This window comes from Plantibacter sp. CFBP 13570, assembly GCF_014841395.1.
Taxonomy (GTDB): Bacteria; Actinomycetota; Actinomycetes; order Actinomycetales; family Microbacteriaceae; genus Plantibacter; species Plantibacter auratus.
Map to the genome: position 1 here is coordinate 66,822 of NZ_JACYTW010000002.1, position 15,568 is coordinate 82,389.

A 15,568-nucleotide genomic window follows, 5' to 3' on the forward strand; every position below is an offset into this window, starting at 1 on the left:
GGCCGGAGAGAACGGACTACGCCGTCTCGATGACCATGATCGGGTCGGTGGTGGGCTGCTTGGAGCCACCCTGCGGCTCGACCGTCACGCCGACCTTGTCGCCTGCGCTCATGGCGCCGTCGAGGACCCGCCAGGTGGTGCCGTTCGCTGCGGAGAAGGTGCCGGCCGAGACCGGACCTCCCTCGCCGATGTACCAGAGTTCATAGACCTTGTCGGACGGCAGGGAGCCGAGTCCGTCGACGAGCAGGGCGGACTTGCCGAGCTCGCCCGACCAGACGAGGGTCGCCGTCGCATCGTCCATGGACACCTTCGCGCGCTGGACGTCGGATGCCGCGTTGATCTCCGCGAGCGCGACCGTCTGCGTGAGGGATCCGCCACCGAACGTGTTCGCGAGTCCGACACCGCCGAAGATGAGGCCGACCGCGGCTGCGGCGCCGACCACCATGCCGACGGCGCTGCGACGCCACCGCGAGGCGGCCTTGCGCTCCGCCGCACCGGCCACCGGGGTGGTCGCTGCTGCGGGGGCCGGCATGGCGGTCGGTGTCGACACCGGCGTCTCGTCGACCTCTGGGAGCGCGGTCGGGAGCGGCTGCACCTCGGCGACAGGAGTGTCGACGGGGGCGTCAGCGGGCAGCTGCGGCAGGTTCTGGATCGCAGCCATGAGCGAGTTCTTGAGCGCTGCCGACGGCTGCACGGGAGGTGCTGCGAGGTCGAGCATGGCGACGGTCTCCTCGAATTCCGCCGCTTCCTCGCGGACGGACTCGTGTTCGGCGCGCAGGCGGTCGAACCGCTCCTGCTCGCGCGGGGTCAGGGTGTGCAGCGCGTTTCCGGCTGCCAGGTCTGTTGCATCGTCTCGCTCGGTCATGTACGCACCCCCAACTCGTCTCGAAGTCTGATCATTCCGTCTCGCAACCTGGTCTTCACCGTGCCGATGGGCACGCCGAGCAGGTTCGAGATCTCGCTGTGACTGTAGCCGCCGTAGTAGGCGAGCGAAACAGCTTCGCGTTGCAGCTCGCTCAACCGGACGAAGGCCCGCTTGACGCGTTCGTGCTCGATCCGGATCTCGACCGTCTCCTGCACGTTGTCGACACGCTCGTCGAAGTCGCGGATGCCGATCTTGAGATCGCGGTCACGTCCGGCCTGTGAGGCCCGCACGCGGTCGATCGCACGACGGTGGGCCATGGTGAGCACCCAGGTCGTGGCCGTGCCCTTGCCCGCCTCGAACTTCTGGGCGTTCTGCCAGACCTCGAGGAACACCTCCTGGGTGACCTCTTCGGACTGCGCGTGGTCGACGAGCACCCGCTTGACGAGTCCGAGGACCCGCGGCGCGATGTGGTCGTACAGCTCGCTGAAGGCGACCTGGTCGCCGCCGGCCACGCGGATGAGCAGCGCATCGAGCACGTTCGCTAAAGACACCTGCGGTGCAGCGTCGGCTTCCGGTCCCGTGGTCACAAGTCTTAGCTTCTCACGGACACCGGCTGTTTGCGCGACGCCCACCCGAGGTCGGGTCTGCGTGTACAGTGCGGCGGTCATACACGGAGTTCGGTGCCGACCCGGGATCCGATTGGAGGAATCGACGCAATTCGACACCCCAGTTCCGGTGTCATCACGGAACGGGCGGCAGGCGGCTGAAGACATCCGCACAAAGTAAGTGCCAGGCCGCAGGAACGCCTCTCGGCGCAAGGCCGCTCGAAGCGGCGATTTTTGGAGCCCGGGGTTACTGCGGCCCGGCTAGAACAGTGTAGCAAGGGATCACCTGTGGACATTCCCAGGTCGAAGGCCTTGACCAGGGCGCCTGGATCAGTCGAGGGAGTCGGTGCGCCACAGTCGGGCGCAGCCGGCGAGCTCCTCGGCGATGGTGCTGAACCGTGCGGCCTTCGTGGTGAGTCTCGCGGCGTCGGCGGGGTCGACCGCGTCCCGGTCGTTCGCGAGCGAGGTGCAGCCGACCGCGTTGATCCGGCAGAAGGACGCCGCCCGCTCGAGGGCGATCGCGAAGTCGCCGGTGTACAGCCCACGGAGGATCTGGTCGGCGAGCACGATGATCTCCTCCGGCCCGGTCGGCTCGGCCGCGCCGGCGATCACGGGGTCGACGGTGGTGATGAGCTCGGTGCCCCGCTGGAAGCTGAAGCTCGTCCCCACCGGGTCCTGCCGGATGAGCAGGCGTAGCAGGTAGATCCGCCAGAGGGCTCCGGGAAGGCTCCGCGGACTGGCGTGCGACCAGAGTTCGGCGATCGCGTCGATCCCGTGCTCGTCGGTGTACGTCACGAGGCGGTCGACCACGGCAGGGTCCGGATCCGCCCGCACCCGGGTGAGGAGTGCGACGGCCGTCTCGTGCGTGATCCTCGACACGGCTTCCGGGTCGAGACCGCCCTGGATGGCTTCGAGCATCGACGGCGGCAGCTTCGTCGGACGATGGAATCCCTCGGTCATGCCTGCTCCTCCCCGCGACGCGCTTCGCGCACCCGACAACGGTACTCGCCTCGTTGGGCGATACTCCCCCTGTGGCCCCGACCTGCGCGTCAACGGGTGCCGTCGAAATCTCGTAGAGTAGAGCGCGTATGGGCCTGTAGCTCAGTTGGCAGAGCATCGGACTTTTAATCCGCGGGTCGTGGGTTCGAGCCCCACCGGGCCCACCACAGACGCGGTACTCGAACGCGTCACATCGGGATAGACGGTCGTCGCCCGCCCATCCCCCGGCGTGGGTCGCTACATCGACGTGGCAGGTCGTGTCGGGCGCACATCGCCCGCAGCGCCGAATGCGTCCTCCCGGACGCGCGTCGCCGCTGACCGCCGCGTCTCGGGGACGATGGCGTCGATCGCGAGCCGCCACATGCGGTCCACCGACGCTCCGATGTCCGAGCGCCCGACCGTCGCCTGGGCGGTGAGCTGGACACCGGTGAAGAATCCGATCAGCGTGCGGGCCAGCTCCGGTGCCGACATCGAACTCTCCAGGTCCCCGGCCTGCAGCGCCACGTCGAGCTGAGCGGCCGTCCCCGAGATCCAGTCCTCGTAGAACGCGCCGGCCGGTTGGCTCAGCGAACCCTCATCGAGCGTGAGTCTGATCCCGGCACGGACCACCGGGTCGTTCTCGAGTTGATCGACGATGGCGCGCGAAACCCGGATGAGCCGCTCGAGGACCCCGTCATACTGTTCCGACACCCGTTCCATCAGGGGCATCGACCGGTCGTGCTGCTCGTGGATGACCGCGAGGGCGATCTGCTCCTTCGACTTGAAGTGGAAGTACATGGACCCCTGCGAGATCCCAGACGCTTCCGCGATCATCGACAGACTCGCGTTCCCGTAGCCGATGCGGTCGAAGACGGTCGCGGCACCCTCGACGATCGCGTCCTGCGTCACCTGTCCGCGTTCCTGCGTGGGCGTTCGTCGCGTCCCCGGCATCCTGGCCTCCTCGGGCAGCCTGTGTTCCGGCTCCGATCCATCGGCGCCGTATCCGTCGACCGTGGCCGGTCGGGGCCTCAGCCTAGAGGCTCGGAGCTCGCACAGCCGACCTTTTTTTGATAACTGGTACGAACGACTTATTCGTGACACACTGGTGGAGGTGATGCCGCCGCAGTCCACGCCTCAGTGGACTGTGTATTCGCGACGGGGGTTTGCGACGCTCACCGCCTCGACCGGTGGGTCACGCAGGGATCGGGGGATCCAGCACTGCGTGATCCACCCGGTCACACACGCGCCGTGATCAGCGCGCGAGCGGCTCCGGGAGGCCGGTCACCGTCGCCTCGTCCGCGAGGCTCGCGTCGATCGAGACGAACGACAGGACCGTGACGGGAACGCCGAGGTGCGCGGCCGCCTGCAGCTTGTGGTGGCCGTCCAGGACGAAGTGCACGAGACCCGTGTGGGCGTCAAAGCTGTCGAACGGCTGCGTCCGGTCCAGCACGGAGACCGCGAGCACGGTCGCCGCTCCCCCGGCCCGAAGCCGCTCCTCGTACGAGGTCACGCGCTCGCGGTCGTTCCAACCGGGCGGCACCATCGGCACCAGGAACTCGAAGAGGGTCTCGTGATCGCCGGTCGTCCGGGTCGGGCCGCGGTAGTAGCCGGTCGCCGGGTCCTCCGGTGCACCCAGCGTGGGGTCGATGCCGCGGTGCGCGACCTGTTCCCGCGAGAAGTAGTCGTGATCGTCACCCGGAGCAACCAGGACGGGCTCGATGGACAGCAGGAGCGGCAGATAGGTCCCCTCAGGCAGGATCGTCGACACGAGGTCGCGTAACGACGGATCATCGATCGCGGGCACGCCCTCGTCCAGGTGATCGTGCAGTACGTCTGCGGCGAGCGCCCGAGCACCCTCGTCCAGACGACGGAACAGCAGCGCGCAGCTTCCGCACGGGAAGCTCAACTCGAACGCCTCCGCGCCATCGACGATGAGGTGGCGCCCACCGGGCTCGCGGAAACCAGTGAAGCGCAGTGGGGCGTCCGGTGTCCCGAGGTGGACCGGAGCCGCGCGATCGAGCAGCCCGGTTCGAGATCGGGCGGGTCCGTCGGTCATCGAGCTACCTCCGGACGGCCGGGATGATGACGCCGTCGATCACCGAGATGAGGAAGTCACGTGTCACCGGCTCCCGCAGCATGAGGACGCGATAGCTCACCATCGCCTGGCTGATCAGCGCAAGGGTCTCCACATCGGCGTCCGCGCGGATCTCACCGCGGTCGATCGCGCGCTGCAGCAGGAAGCGGTTGACCGCCATGCGCGGCTCCACGATCGCCGCATGGATGGACTCGGTGAGCTCCGGGGCATCCGAGATCATCGACATCACGCCAGCGAACACGCGCATCTTGCGCTCGCCCTCGGCGATGGACGGCGCCTTGATCATCGCCACGAGGTCGCCGCGGAGTGAGCCGGTGTCGGGCAGCTTCGAGAAGTCGGGATCGATCTGCTTCATGCAGGCGACCGCGTCGATCACAAGTTCGGACTTCGACGCCCATCGGCGGTAGAGCGTCGCCTTGCCGGCCTTCGCCCGCGCGGCGACCATGTCGACCGTCATCCCGGCGTAGCCCGTGTCAGCGAGGACGTCGAGCGCGGCGTCGAGGATCTCGGCGTCCCGCGTGTGGTCGCGCTTCCGGCCGAGCTTCGGCGCTGCGGGTGGGGTCTCGAGCTGCGTCATCGCGGCTCACCTCCCTTTCGTCTCCCGGAACAGCATAGTTCAGGAACTTCATAGTTCTGGAACTGTTTGGTTTCGAAACTCCTCGGTTCCGTATATGCTCCTGCTCATGACTTCGAACAGTACTGCCGGAACCCCGGCCGTCTCCTCACGCCGCTGGTGGACGCTCGTCACCGTCGGCCTCGCCCAGCTCATGGTCGTGCTCGACGCCACCGTCGTGAACATCGCGATGCCCGCCGCCCAGGCCGACCTCGGATTCTCCGACGGCGACCGCCAGTGGATCGTCACCGCCTACTCCCTCGCCTTCGGCAGCCTGCTGCTGCTCGGCGGACGCCTGTCCGACCTCATGGGCCGGAAGCGGGCGTTCATCATCGGGCTCGTCGGGTTCGCGATCGCCTCGGCCCTCGGAGGCGCCGCGGACTCGTTCGGCACCCTCGTCGCCGCGCGGGCACTCCAGGGCGTCTTCGCCGCCCTCCTCGCACCGACCGCGCTCGCGATGCTCACGACCACCTTCACGATCCCGAAGGAGCGCGCCCGCGCGTTCGGCGTCTTCGGTGCGATCGCCGGCGCAGGTGGCGCGGTCGGACTCCTCCTCGGCGGATTCCTCACCGAGCAGTTCGACTGGCGTTGGAACCTGTACATCAACGTCGTGATCGCCGTGGTCGCCATCGTCGGGGCGGTCCTCTTCATCACCACCCCGAAGACGACCGGCCCCCGCCCCAAGCTCGACGTTCCGGGCACCGTCCTCGTCTCAGGTGCGTTGTTCAGCCTCGTCTACGGCTTCGCCAATGCCGAGACCGACGGCTGGGACTCGCCGCTCAGCTGGACCTTCCTGGCCGCGGCAGCCGTGCTCCTCGTCGTGTTCGTCCTCTGGCAGCGTCGGGCCGCACATCCGCTCCTGCCCTTGTCGATCATCCTCGACCGCAACCGCGGTGCCGCGTTCATCTCGGTCATGATCGCCGGAGCCGGGATGTTCGGCATCTTCCTCTTCGTGACCTACTACCTGCAGGCCTCGCTCGGCTACTCACCGCAGCAGACGGGCTTCGCCTTCCTCCCGATGATCGCGATGCTCGTACTCGCCGCACAGCTGGGGACCAACCTCCTCGTCCCGCGGTTCGGGCCGAAGGTCATGGTGCCGTTCGGCATGACGCTCGGGGCGATCGGCATGCTCCTCCTCACCCGACTCGACCTCGACAGTTCCTATGTCGGCAACGTCATGCCGGCGCTCATGGTGCTCGGCTTCGCGATGGGATCGATCATGCCCGCCTCGATGCAGACCGCGACGCTCGGTGTCGACCGGGCGTTCGCCGGGGTCGCCTCGGCGACGGTCAACACCAGCCAGCAGGTCGGCGGGTCGATCGGTGTGGCGCTGCTCAACACCCTCGCGGCGAGCGCCGCCACGGCCTACGTGACCGACAACACGCCGCCCACCCCCGAGGTGCTCGCGCAGGCCGCGATCCAGAGCTACCAGACCGCCTACTTCTGGGGTGCCGGGTTCTTCGCGGTCGGCGCGGTGACGGCGGCACTGCTGTTCCGCCGACGCAACCAGGGACTCGCCCTGCACCACGCCCCGGAGGCGTCCGCAGAACCGGTGCTCGCGCACTGATCCAATCGGGTCCCGAGCACACGGCCGTCGCGCACGCGCGCGGCGGCCGTCTGCGTCATCGAAGAGCCACGCGGTCCGCGGTCAGGCGGAGACGCGGAGGATCGACGTCATCTTCTTCCCCTTCGCGACCTCGTCCACGAGCTTGTCGAGCTGACGGACGCGCTGCATGAGAGGATCCTCGATCTCCTCGACGCGGATGCCGCAGATGAGGCCCGTGATGAGAGACGCATTGGGGTGCATCGCTGGCGCTTCGGCGAAGAAGGTCTCGAAGTCGGTACCGTCGGCGAGCACCCGTTCGATCGCGGCGTCGTCGTAGCCCGTGAGCCAGGTGATGACCTGGTCCACCTCGTCCTTCGTGTGGCCCTTCCGCTCCGCCTTCGCGACGTAGAGCGGGTACACACTGGCGAAGCTCGTCGTGAAGATGCGGTGTCCGGCCATACCTGGCAGTCTCCCACCGTCGCGCGTTCGGGACCAGGCCGATCGCCGGCTATCCGTCGCTCGTCGTCCATCGCTCGGGGGACGCGTCCTGCCGCGACGGCTGCCTACCCTGGCAGCATGACGAATCCCGGACAGCACCCGCAGACGCCTTCGCCATCACCCTCGACGACACCGGCCTCGACGACACCGGCGTCGATGCCGGCCTCGACGCCCGTCGATCCAGCCGCGCCCCAGCGGCAGCTCGCGACGTACGACCACGCCCTTCGCGCCGCACCGGCCTGGTGGCGCGGCGCACTCGCGCTCCTCCTGCTCGTCGTGGGGTTCCTGATCCTCTCGATCGCGCTCGGCGGCATCGCGCTCATCGTGGACGTGGCCACCGGGGCGTACACGCTCGACGACGTCGCGAACGGCCTCATGACCCTGACGCCGGTGACGATGCTCGCGAACAACCTGTCGCTCGCCGCGCTCATCCCGGTGTCGATGCTCATCCAGTGGGCGATCTTCGGCGTCCGTCCACGGTGGCTGTCCTCGGTGGAGGGGCGCTTCCGTTGGCGCTGGCTCGGGCGCCTTGCGCTCATCATCGTCCCGGTGTGGATCGTGTACGTCGGCGCGTCCGTCCTGCTCTCCCCGCTCGAGCCCATCGTCGTCGACGGCACCATGATCGCGATGCTCGCCGTCGTGATCCTCACGACGCCGCTGCAGTCGGCCGGCGAGGAGTACGGGGCGCGCGGCCTCATCCAACGTTCCGTCGGATCCTGGTTCAGTCGACCGATCACGGCGTTCCTCGTCGGCACGGTCGTCTCCGGCGCGGTCTTCGCCTCGGTGCACTTCGCCGGCGACCCCTGGCTCATCGCTTACTACTTCGTGTTCGGCGCCTCGATGTCCTTCGCCGCCCGCGGGACCGGTGGCCTCGAGGCGCCGGTGCTCATCCATGCGACGAACAACGTCCTGCTCCTCGTCCCCACGGCCCTCATGTCGCAGACCGACCAGGTCTTCGAGCGAGGCGAGGGCGCTGGCGGACCGTTCATGCTCATCCCGATGGCGCTCTGCGTCGCCGCAGCCGTCGTGAGCACCTGGTGGGGGCGCAGGAACGGCGTGACCGCGACGGCTCCGCTGCCGCCGAGCCGGGTGACGAAGCAGCAGGGGACGCCGCCGGCCGCCAAGGCCGCTCCGGTGGCTACACCGACGCAGCTGCCGACGACCCCGCAGGATCCGTCGGCGGCTCCACCGCGATGACCTGCCCGCCGGTCACTCGCACGAGCTCCTCGAAGGTCGTCGGGAACACCGTGTGCGCATGCCCGGCTGCGGCCCAGACCTCCGGGTAGGCGGCGAGCGCCTCGTCCACATAGGTGCGGATCGGTTCCGGGTGACCGACGGGCGCGACGCCACCGATCACCTGTCCCGTCGCCGCCTTGACGACCTCGGCGTCAGCACGCTTCAGCCGTCCACCGAGCCGCTCGCCGACCCAGGCGGTGTCGACACGGTGGGCGCCGCTCGTGAGGATCAGCGTCGGCTCGCCGTCGAGCGTGAACACGAGGGAGTTCGCGATCGCCCCGACCTCGATCCCCAAGGCCTCCGCTGCGAGCGCGGCCGTGCGCGCAGCGTCGTCGAGCCAGGTGACCTCGCCCTGAGCCCCGCGATCGCGCAGCGTCTGCTCGACGATGGACACGGCAGGATGCGCTCGATCACTCATGCGACCATGCTGCCGCATCGGGCCGTCGGCGCGCGAGTGCCGGGACGCCGCGGGACGCGGCGCGAGGTCAGTCGCCGAGTGGGACCAGCGTCACCGCGAGTCCCGCTTCCCGGAGGAGTGCGATGGTCTCGGGTGCCGCCTCGTCGTCGGTCAGGAGGGCGTCGAAGGCCTCGAGCCCGGCGATCCGGCCGAGCTGCCGCACACCGAGCTTCGAGGCATCGGCGACCACGACCACCCGCTCGGCCGCGCGAACCATCCTGGCTTTCACCTCGGCCTCGGGCAGGTTGACGTTGGTCACGCCATGGCCTGCGTCGACACCGTTGCACCCGATGAAGGCGAGATCGGCGTGGACCTGGCCGAGCAGCGAACCGGCGAGCGGATCGACGAGCGAATGCTGGAGCGGCCGAAGCGATCCACCAGTGACGATCACCGAGAACCTCGGGATCTCCGACTCGAGCTCGAGCGCGATGGTCAGGCCGTTCGTGATGACCACGACGTCGGCGAGGTCGCGGCGAGCCTTGAGCGCGCGGGCGAGGGCGAGGCCGGTGCTGCCGACGTCGACGATCACGCTCTGACCGGAGCGCACCATCGCGGCCGCCGCCTCACCGATCCGCTGCTTCGCGTGGGCCGAGGTCGCGGTCGCGAGTTCGATCGGCGACTCCACGGCGCCGCGTCCCTGCACGGGCATCGCACCTCCGTGCACGCGGACGGCCTCGCCCTGGTCGACGAGGGTGTCGAGGTCCGTCCGGGCGGTCACCCGGGAGACGCCGAAGTCGTCGGAGATGTCGGCGACGCGCACGAAGCCGCGCTCATCGAGGAGCTCGCGGATGCGGTCGCGTCGCAGTGGGGCGGGCAACTGCATCGGCTCGTCGTCGGACATGCTTGAATCTTCGCTGACTTGCCTATACTTTTCAAGGCGAAACGTTGTACGTTTCCTTTCGACAACCCATTCTGAGGATCCCCATGCCCCCACTCGACGACACCTTCGTCATCGACCCGGCGATCGCGAGCTCGACCCAGCGCCTCGCCGACGGTCGCGAACTCATCTACTTCGACGACGTCTACACGACGCTGCCTGCGGAGCGCCTGCCCGACGCACGCGAACTCGCCCCACGACCGCCGACCGCATCCATGCGCCAGGACCCGCTCACAGGTGAGTGGATCTCGATCGCCGCCGCCCGCCAGAACCGCGTGATGCTGCCACCCGCGAACCTCGACCCGCTCGCGCCCGCGAGCCCCTCGAACCCCTCCGAGATCCCCGACCAGTACGACGTCGCGGTCTTCGAGAACAAGTCGCCGTCCTTCGGACCGCTGCTCGAAGACGAGAACGCACCGGTCGACCTCGCCGACCTCGAGACGGTCGGAATCGGCCGGACGCGCACCTCGGTCGGCCGATGCGAGGTCGTGAGCTTCAGCCCGTCGAGCACCGGTTCCTTCGGCTCGCTGTCCCGCACCCGGGCGCGCACGGTGATCGAAGCGTGGGCCCGCCGGACGCACGCACTGTCGCAGATCGACTCGATCCAGCAGGTGTTCCCCTTCGAGAACCGTGGCGAGCAGATCGGTGTCACCCTCCACCACCCGCACGGACAGATCTACTCCTACCCCTACGTGACCCCGCGCACGCAGCGGCTCATCGCCGCGAGCGAGGCCTACGGTCCCGGACTCTTCGCCGACATCCTCGCCGCGGAGCAGGCTGACGAGCGCGTCGTCCTCGCCGGCGAGCACTGGACGGCGTTCGTCCCGTTCGCCGCGCGCTGGCCCATCGAGGTACACCTGCTCCCCCACCGGCACGTGCCCGACTTCGCCGCGACCTCGCTCGAAGAACGGGATGAGCTCGCCGGTCTCTACCTGCGGTTGCTGCGGGGAGTCGACGCCCTGTACGACACCCCGACCCCGTACATCGCCGCCTGGCACCAGGCGCCGACCCGCGTCCACCGCGACGAGCTCCGACTCCACCTGCAGCTCACCTCCCCACGTCGTGGAGCCGACCGCCTGAAGTACCTGGCCGGCTCCGAGGCCGCCATGGGCGCCTGGATCGGCGACGTCCCGCCCGAGACCACCGCCACCGCCCTGCGCGCCGCGATCGCCGCAGCCGACGAGGAGAACCCCGTATGACCGACCTGCAGCGCACCGCCACGAGCGGATTCGAGAACGCCTTCGGCAGCGAACCGCACGGCCTCTGGACCGCGCCCGGCCGCGTGAACATCATCGGCGAGCACACCGACTACAACGACGGCTTCGTGTTCCCGATGGCGATCGACCGCCGCACCGTCGCAGCCGTCCGGCGCCGTGACGACGACCGCATCCGCGTGTCGAGCAGCTTCTCGCCCGAGATCGTCGAGGTCTCGGTGCGCGCGCTCGATCCCGACGCCTTGCACGGCTGGTCTGCCTACCCGCTCGGCGTCGCATGGGCGCTCGGCCAGTTCGGGGCACCCTTGCAGGAGGTGCCCGGGGTCGACATCTACATCGACTCCGACGTCCCGGTCGGGGCCGGCCTCTCCTCCTCCGCGGCCATCGAGGCCTCGGTCGCCGTCGCACTGAACGAGATCTGGCACCTCGACCACGACCGCCGGACGCTCGCGAAGATCTGCCAGCTCGCCGAGAACCGGGCGGTCGGCGCACCGACCGGCATCATGGACCAGTCGGCGTCGCTCCTCGGCCGGCGTGACTGCGGCGTCTTCCTCGACTGCCGCTCGCTCGAGACCGACGTCATCCCCCTCGGCTTCGAGGAGCACGACCTCGAGCTGCTCGTCATCGACACGCGCGTCGAGCACGCCCACGTGTCGGGCGGGTACGCCGCACGTCGGGCGTCCTGCGAGGCGGGTGCCGCAGCGCTCGGCGCCGACTCACTCCGCGACGTCACGGTCGGCGACCTCGACCGCGCTCGTGAGCTGCTCGACGACGAGACCTTCCGCCGTGTTCGTCACGTCGTGACCGAGAACCAGCGGGTCCTCGACACCGTCCGGACCCTGCGCGAGCACGGCCCGACGTCGATCGGCGAGCTGCTCGTGGCCTCGCACGCGTCGATGCGTGACGATTTCGAGATCTCCGTGCCGGAACTCGACCTGGCCGTCGAGACGTCGATGGCCGCGGGTGCGATCGGTTCGCGCATGACCGGTGGTGGCTTCGGGGGTGCGGCGATCGCCCTGGTCCCCGTCGCCCTGGCGTCGGCCGTGGCGGAGGCGGTCACGGCGGCGTTCGCCCAGGCGTCCTTCACCGCCCCGACCATCTTCCCCGTCCGCCCCGCCGCCGGAGCCACCCGAGAATCCTGACCTTCCCCTCCCCTGCCCGCGAGGGGTCCCGAATGGCTGGTCGAACAGCCTGACCACTAGCCATTCGGGACCCCTCGCGGGCAGCTTGTGAGGAACTTCGGCGGCGGGGTCCTTTCAGTGGTCAGGCTGAGGGGATGGCTGTCCGCGACTCGTTGCCCGAACCCCTTGCCCAGCGAGCCTTCACGGCTCACGAAGCCCGCACCCTGGGCGTGACCAGGGCCCGTCTGCGAGCTGGCGATCTCCGACATCCGCATCACGGCGTTCACGTCGCTCATGATGCGAAATCGGCGCACGAACGGGCATTGACGTACGCCCCGCTCTTGTTACCTGGTCAGTTCTTCAGCCACACGTTCGCGGCCTCGCTCTGGGAACTCCCGCTGCCGCTGCCGCTGGAGAACGGTCCCATCCATGTTTCGGCAGCGGCTCCACAGCGAGCGCCGAAGGGAGCGGCGGTCGTCGGGCACAAGCTCGACGGGTCACACTGGGAGACCGCGATACTGGGCGGGGTTCCGGTTTCCACCGCTGTCGATGTCTGGTGTCAGCTCGGCAACACGCTGTCGCTCGGTCAACTCATCATGATCGGCGATGCACTGGTCGGGCGCCAGGACCCGCTCGCGACGATGCCGCAACTCATCCGTGGGCTCGCACGCATGAACGGGCGACGCGGCGCGAAGCGGCTCAGGGAGGCGCTCCTGTCGATCCGTCCGGGAACGGACTCACCGCAGGAGACCAAGCTCCGGCTGTCGCTCGTTCAAGCTGGTCTTCCCGAACCGCAGGTGAATCGCGTCATCGTCGATGACGACGGCGCCTTCCTGGCGCTCGGAGACCTGGTGTATCCCGAGCACCGAGTGCTCGTCGAGTACGACGGAGCCGTCCACTTCGCGACGGAAAGCCAGGCGTTCCGGGACATCGACCGGCTGGACCGCCTGATGGCCGCCGGTTGGCGAGTCATCCGCGTGAACCGATCGCACCTCGGCACTCCGTCGCTCATCGCCGACCGTGTGGCCCAGGCCCTGCGCTCACGAGGGGTCCCGAATGGCTAGCGGCACGCCGCGCGCACCAACCAAACGGGACCCCTCGCGGGCTGGGTTAGGGGGTGGCCATGCGGACGACGTTGGCGAGGAGACCGACGCGGGTCATGGGGCCGACACCACCGGGGTTCGGGCTGATCCACGAGGCGACCTCGGCCACGTCAGGGGCGACGTCGCCGACGACCCGGGACTTGCCGGTCTCGGGGTCGGTCTCGCGGCTCACACCGACGTCGAGGACGATCACGCCGGGCTTCACGGCATCGCGCGTGACGATCCCGGGGACGCCCGCCGCGGCGACGATCACGTCGGCGGTGCGGAGGATGTCGTCGAGTCCGACCGTTCCGGTGTGCGTCAGCGTGACCGTCGCGTTGTATTCACGACGGGTGAGCAGCGGGCCGATCGCGCGACCGACGGTGACCCCGCGGCCCACGACGACGACGTGCTTGCCCGCCCAGCTGATCCCATGGCGTTCCACCAGCTCGATGACGCCCTTCGGCGTGCACGGCAGCGGCGTGTGGATCGGGCGGTTCACGTTGAGCACGAGACGACCGAGGTTGGTCGGGTGGAGCCCGTCGGCGTCCTTCTCGGGATCGATGCGCTCGAGGATCGCGTCGGTGTCGATGTGCTTCGGCAACGGCAGCTGCACGATGTAGCCGGTGCAGCTCTCGTCGGCGTTGAGCTCGTCGAGGACGGCCTCGAGCTCCTCCTGCGAGACCGTCTCGGGCAGGTCGCGTCGGATCGACTCCATGCCGACCTCGGCACAGTCGCGGTGCTTCCCGGCGACGTACCACTGCGAACCCGGGTCGGACCCGACGAGGACAGTGCCCAGCCCGACCGAGATGCCGCGCTCCTTGAGCGCGGCCACCTCGATCGCGAGTTCGGACTTGATGGCCGCGGCGGTGGCCTTGCCGTCGAGGATCTGTGCGGTCATGCGCCCGCGCCCTACTGCTGGAGGCCGGGGTAGAGCGGGAAGCGCTCGGCGAGCGCGGTGACGCGCTCCCGGAGGGCTCCGGCCTCGGCACCGTTGCGCAGCGCGAGGGCGATGATGTCGGCGACCTCGGCGAACTCGGTGTCGCCGAAGCCACGCGTCGCGAGCGCCGGCGTACCGATCCGCAGACCGGAGGTGACCATCGGCGGGCGCGGGTCGAACGGCACCGAGTTGCGGTTGACCGTGATGCCGACCTCGTGGAGGAGGTCTTCGGCCTGCTGGCCGTCGAGCTCGGAGGTGCGGAGGTCGGCGAGCACGAGGTGCACGTCGGTGCCGCCGGTGAGGACGTCGATGCCGGCGGCCTTCGACGCCTCGGAGGTGAGCGCCTCGGCGAGGAGCTTGGCACCGCGGAGCGTCCGCTCCTGACGGTCCTTGAACTCAGCCGTGGCGGCGAGCTTGAACGCCGTCGCTTTGGCGGCGATGACGTGCATGAGTGGTCCGCCCTGCTGGCCGGGGAACACGTTCGAGTTGAGCTTCTTGGCGAGCTCCATGTCGCGGCTCACGATGAAGCCGGAGCGCGGGCCGCCGATGGTCTTGTGCACGGTGGAGGACACGACGTCGGCGAACGGCACGGGCGACGGGTGGACACCTGCGGCGACGAGGCCGGCGAAGTGCGCCATGTCGACCCAGAGCTTCGCGCCGACCTCGTCGGCGATCGCGCGGAACGCGGCGAAGTCGAGCTGGCGCGGGTAGGCGGACCAACCGGCGATGATGACCTGCGGCTTGTGCTCGAGTGCCTTGTCGCGGACGACGTCCATGTCGACGAGGAAGGTCTCGGGGTCGACGCCGTAGGAGACGGCGTTGTAGAGCTTGCCGGAGAAGTTGAGCTTCATGCCGTGGGTGAGGTGACCGCCGTGGGCGAGCTCGAGACCGAGGATGGTGTCGCCGGGGGTGGCGATCGCCGACAGGACCGCGGCGTTGGCCGTGGCGCCCGAGTGCGGCTGGACGTTCGCGTACGCGGCGCCGAAGAGGCTCTTGGCCCGCTCGATCGCGAGGGACTCGGCGATGTCGACGAACTCGCAGCCGCCGTAGTAGCGACGACCCGGGTAGCCCTCGGCGTACTTGTTGGTGAGGACACTGCCCTGCGACTGCAGGACGGAGACGGGCACGAAGTTCTCGCTCGCGATCATCTCGAGGGTGTTGCGCTGGCGACCGAGCTCCTGCTCGAGGACCGCTGCGATCTCGGGATCGACCTCGGAGAGTGGCGCGTTGAAGGTGTCGGACAAGACTGGCTCCCTTTTGTGACAGAACGGATGTCGGTGATGTGCCGTTTCGGCCCAGGCGTGCGGCCGAATCCGCCCTTGTCTTCAAGGTGCAGGGTCGCTCCCCGATGGTGAACCATCTGAGGCGGAGCGGAACTCCGTCTATACGCCAGTTGCGACTGCTAGCAGCATAGCAACGGGACGCCCGACGCGCACCGTCC

Annotated in this window: 16 protein-coding genes, 1 tRNA gene and 1 riboswitch; of the genes, 6 read left to right on the forward strand and 11 right to left on the reverse strand. The window is 68.9% G+C overall.

Annotation, left to right across the window (positions count from 1 at the left end; translation table 11 throughout):
• Positions 1 to 16: 16 nt before the first annotated feature.
• The 3 genes from IFT89_RS01345 to IFT89_RS01355 form a co-directional block, all read right to left on the reverse strand.
• A complete protein-coding gene (locus tag IFT89_RS01345) occupies positions 17 to 865 on the reverse strand; it encodes an anti-sigma factor (RefSeq protein WP_137242106.1) in 849 nt (282 codons plus the stop codon).
• Entirely contained in the window at positions 862 to 1,452 is a 591-nt protein-coding gene (gene sigK / locus IFT89_RS01350; RefSeq protein ID WP_229940357.1) for an ECF RNA polymerase sigma factor SigK, read from the reverse strand. Before sigK ends, IFT89_RS01345 begins: the two co-directional genes overlap by 4 nt.
• Before the next feature lie 348 nt (positions 1,453 to 1,800).
• A complete protein-coding gene (locus IFT89_RS01355; protein WP_086474394.1) occupies positions 1,801 to 2,430 on the reverse strand; it encodes a DNA-directed RNA polymerase subunit beta in 630 nt (209 codons plus the stop codon).
• 130 nt (positions 2,431 to 2,560) lie between these two features.
• Between IFT89_RS01355 and IFT89_RS01360 the strand changes: the two genes are divergently transcribed.
• Positions 2,561 to 2,636: transfer RNA gene (locus tag IFT89_RS01360), tRNA-Lys, on the forward strand.
• A 70-nt stretch (positions 2,637 to 2,706) separates the two neighbouring features.
• Here IFT89_RS01360 and IFT89_RS01365 read toward each other — a convergent pair.
• The 3 genes from IFT89_RS01365 to IFT89_RS01375 form a co-directional block, all read right to left on the reverse strand.
• Positions 2,707 to 3,399 carry a ScbR family autoregulator-binding transcription factor gene (locus IFT89_RS01365; RefSeq protein ID WP_202937999.1) on the reverse strand — a complete coding sequence of 231 codons (693 nt, stop codon included), beginning with the start codon at positions 3,397 to 3,399 and terminating at the stop codon, positions 2,707 to 2,709.
• A gap of 301 nt (positions 3,400 to 3,700) precedes the next feature.
• Positions 3,701 to 4,504, reverse strand: coding sequence for a hypothetical protein (locus IFT89_RS01370; RefSeq protein ID WP_202938000.1), 804 nt, complete (start codon positions 4,502 to 4,504; stop codon positions 3,701 to 3,703).
• A 4-nt stretch (positions 4,505 to 4,508) separates the two neighbouring features.
• Positions 4,509 to 5,120 (reverse strand): TetR/AcrR family transcriptional regulator, encoded by a 612-nt coding sequence (locus tag IFT89_RS01375; RefSeq protein WP_202938001.1) that lies wholly within the window; start codon positions 5,118 to 5,120, stop codon positions 4,509 to 4,511.
• Between the two features lie 106 nt (positions 5,121 to 5,226).
• Here IFT89_RS01375 and IFT89_RS01380 point away from each other — a divergent pair, with 106 nt between their 5' ends.
• A complete protein-coding gene (locus IFT89_RS01380; protein ID WP_244650529.1) occupies positions 5,227 to 6,723 on the forward strand; it encodes an MFS transporter in 1,497 nt (498 codons plus the stop codon).
• Positions 6,724 to 6,804: 81 nt separating this feature from the next.
• Here the strand turns inward: IFT89_RS01380 and IFT89_RS01385 are convergent, their stop codons facing one another.
• On the reverse strand, positions 6,805 to 7,161 hold the full coding sequence (locus tag IFT89_RS01385; protein WP_202938003.1) for a DUF2200 domain-containing protein: 357 nt from the start codon (positions 7,159 to 7,161) through the stop codon (positions 6,805 to 6,807).
• A gap of 117 nt (positions 7,162 to 7,278) precedes the next feature.
• On the opposite strand from IFT89_RS01385, the gene IFT89_RS01390 reads away from it, so the two are divergent.
• Positions 7,279 to 8,397, forward strand: coding sequence for a CPBP family intramembrane glutamic endopeptidase (locus tag IFT89_RS01390; protein ID WP_202938004.1), 1,119 nt, complete (start codon positions 7,279 to 7,281; stop codon positions 8,395 to 8,397).
• On the opposite strand, the gene IFT89_RS01395 is transcribed toward IFT89_RS01390, so the two are convergent.
• On the reverse strand, positions 8,339 to 8,854 hold the full coding sequence (locus tag IFT89_RS01395; protein WP_202938005.1) for a YbaK/EbsC family protein: 516 nt from the start codon (positions 8,852 to 8,854) through the stop codon (positions 8,339 to 8,341). The genes IFT89_RS01390 and IFT89_RS01395 overlap by 59 nt on opposite strands.
• A gap of 67 nt (positions 8,855 to 8,921) precedes the next feature.
• The gene (locus IFT89_RS01400; RefSeq protein ID WP_192018307.1) at positions 8,922 to 9,734 is read right to left on the reverse strand and encodes a DeoR/GlpR family DNA-binding transcription regulator; all 813 of its coding nucleotides are present in this window, start codon (positions 9,732 to 9,734) and stop codon (positions 8,922 to 8,924) included.
• Positions 9,735 to 9,817: 83 nt separating this feature from the next.
• Here IFT89_RS01400 and galT point away from each other — a divergent pair, with 83 nt between their 5' ends.
• From galT to IFT89_RS01415, 3 genes are all read left to right on the forward strand, one after another.
• Positions 9,818 to 10,969, forward strand: coding sequence for a galactose-1-phosphate uridylyltransferase (gene galT, locus IFT89_RS01405; protein WP_202938006.1), 1,152 nt, complete (start codon positions 9,818 to 9,820; stop codon positions 10,967 to 10,969).
• Positions 10,966 to 12,126: a galactokinase gene (gene galK / locus IFT89_RS01410; RefSeq protein WP_202938007.1), complete on the forward strand. Its 1,161-nt coding sequence runs from the start codon at positions 10,966 to 10,968 to the stop codon at positions 12,124 to 12,126. Before galT ends, galK begins: the two co-directional genes overlap by 4 nt.
• Before the next feature lie 302 nt (positions 12,127 to 12,428).
• The gene (locus tag IFT89_RS01415; protein WP_202938008.1) at positions 12,429 to 13,169 is read left to right on the forward strand and encodes an endonuclease domain-containing protein; all 741 of its coding nucleotides are present in this window, start codon (positions 12,429 to 12,431) and stop codon (positions 13,167 to 13,169) included.
• Positions 13,170 to 13,215: 46 nt separating this feature from the next.
• Here the strand turns inward: IFT89_RS01415 and IFT89_RS01420 are convergent, their stop codons facing one another.
• Both IFT89_RS01420 and glyA read right to left on the reverse strand, forming a co-directional pair.
• On the reverse strand, positions 13,216 to 14,088 hold the full coding sequence (locus tag IFT89_RS01420) for a bifunctional methylenetetrahydrofolate dehydrogenase/methenyltetrahydrofolate cyclohydrolase (protein ID WP_071259424.1): 873 nt from the start codon (positions 14,086 to 14,088) through the stop codon (positions 13,216 to 13,218).
• Between the two features lie 11 nt (positions 14,089 to 14,099).
• Entirely contained in the window at positions 14,100 to 15,371 is a 1,272-nt protein-coding gene (gene glyA / locus IFT89_RS01425) for a serine hydroxymethyltransferase (RefSeq protein WP_064296623.1), read from the reverse strand.
• A gap of 42 nt (positions 15,372 to 15,413) precedes the next feature.
• A riboswitch (ZMP/ZTP riboswitch) is annotated at positions 15,414 to 15,532 on the reverse strand.
• Between the last annotated feature and the right edge of the window lie 36 nt (positions 15,533 to 15,568).

Excerpts from the sequence above, each read along its gene's own strand:
- IFT89_RS01345 (WP_137242106.1), bottom strand. The coding sequence starts at position 865 with ATGACCGAGCGAGACGATGCAACAGACCTGGCAGCCGGAAACGCGCTG.
- IFT89_RS01355 (WP_086474394.1), bottom strand. The coding sequence starts at position 2,430 with ATGACCGAGGGATTCCATCGTCCGACGAAGCTGCCGCCGTCGATGCTC.
- IFT89_RS01365 (WP_202937999.1), bottom strand. The coding sequence starts at position 3,399 with ATGCCGGGGACGCGACGAACGCCCACGCAGGAACGCGGACAGGTGACG.
- IFT89_RS01370 (WP_202938000.1), bottom strand. The coding sequence starts at position 4,504 with ATGACCGACGGACCCGCCCGATCTCGAACCGGGCTGCTCGATCGCGCG.
- IFT89_RS01375 (WP_202938001.1), bottom strand. The coding sequence starts at position 5,120 with ATGACGCAGCTCGAGACCCCACCCGCAGCGCCGAAGCTCGGCCGGAAG.
- IFT89_RS01380 (WP_244650529.1), top strand. The coding sequence starts at position 5,227 with ATGACTTCGAACAGTACTGCCGGAACCCCGGCCGTCTCCTCACGCCGC.
- IFT89_RS01385 (WP_202938003.1), bottom strand. The coding sequence starts at position 7,161 with ATGGCCGGACACCGCATCTTCACGACGAGCTTCGCCAGTGTGTACCCG.
- IFT89_RS01390 (WP_202938004.1), top strand. The coding sequence starts at position 7,279 with ATGACGAATCCCGGACAGCACCCGCAGACGCCTTCGCCATCACCCTCG.
- IFT89_RS01395 (WP_202938005.1), bottom strand. The coding sequence starts at position 8,854 with ATGAGTGATCGAGCGCATCCTGCCGTGTCCATCGTCGAGCAGACGCTG.
- IFT89_RS01400 (WP_192018307.1), bottom strand. The coding sequence starts at position 9,734 with ATGTCCGACGACGAGCCGATGCAGTTGCCCGCCCCACTGCGACGCGAC.
- galT (WP_202938006.1), top strand. The coding sequence starts at position 9,818 with ATGCCCCCACTCGACGACACCTTCGTCATCGACCCGGCGATCGCGAGC.
- galK (WP_202938007.1), top strand. The coding sequence starts at position 10,966 with ATGACCGACCTGCAGCGCACCGCCACGAGCGGATTCGAGAACGCCTTC.
- IFT89_RS01420 (WP_071259424.1), bottom strand. The coding sequence starts at position 14,088 with ATGACCGCACAGATCCTCGACGGCAAGGCCACCGCCGCGGCCATCAAG.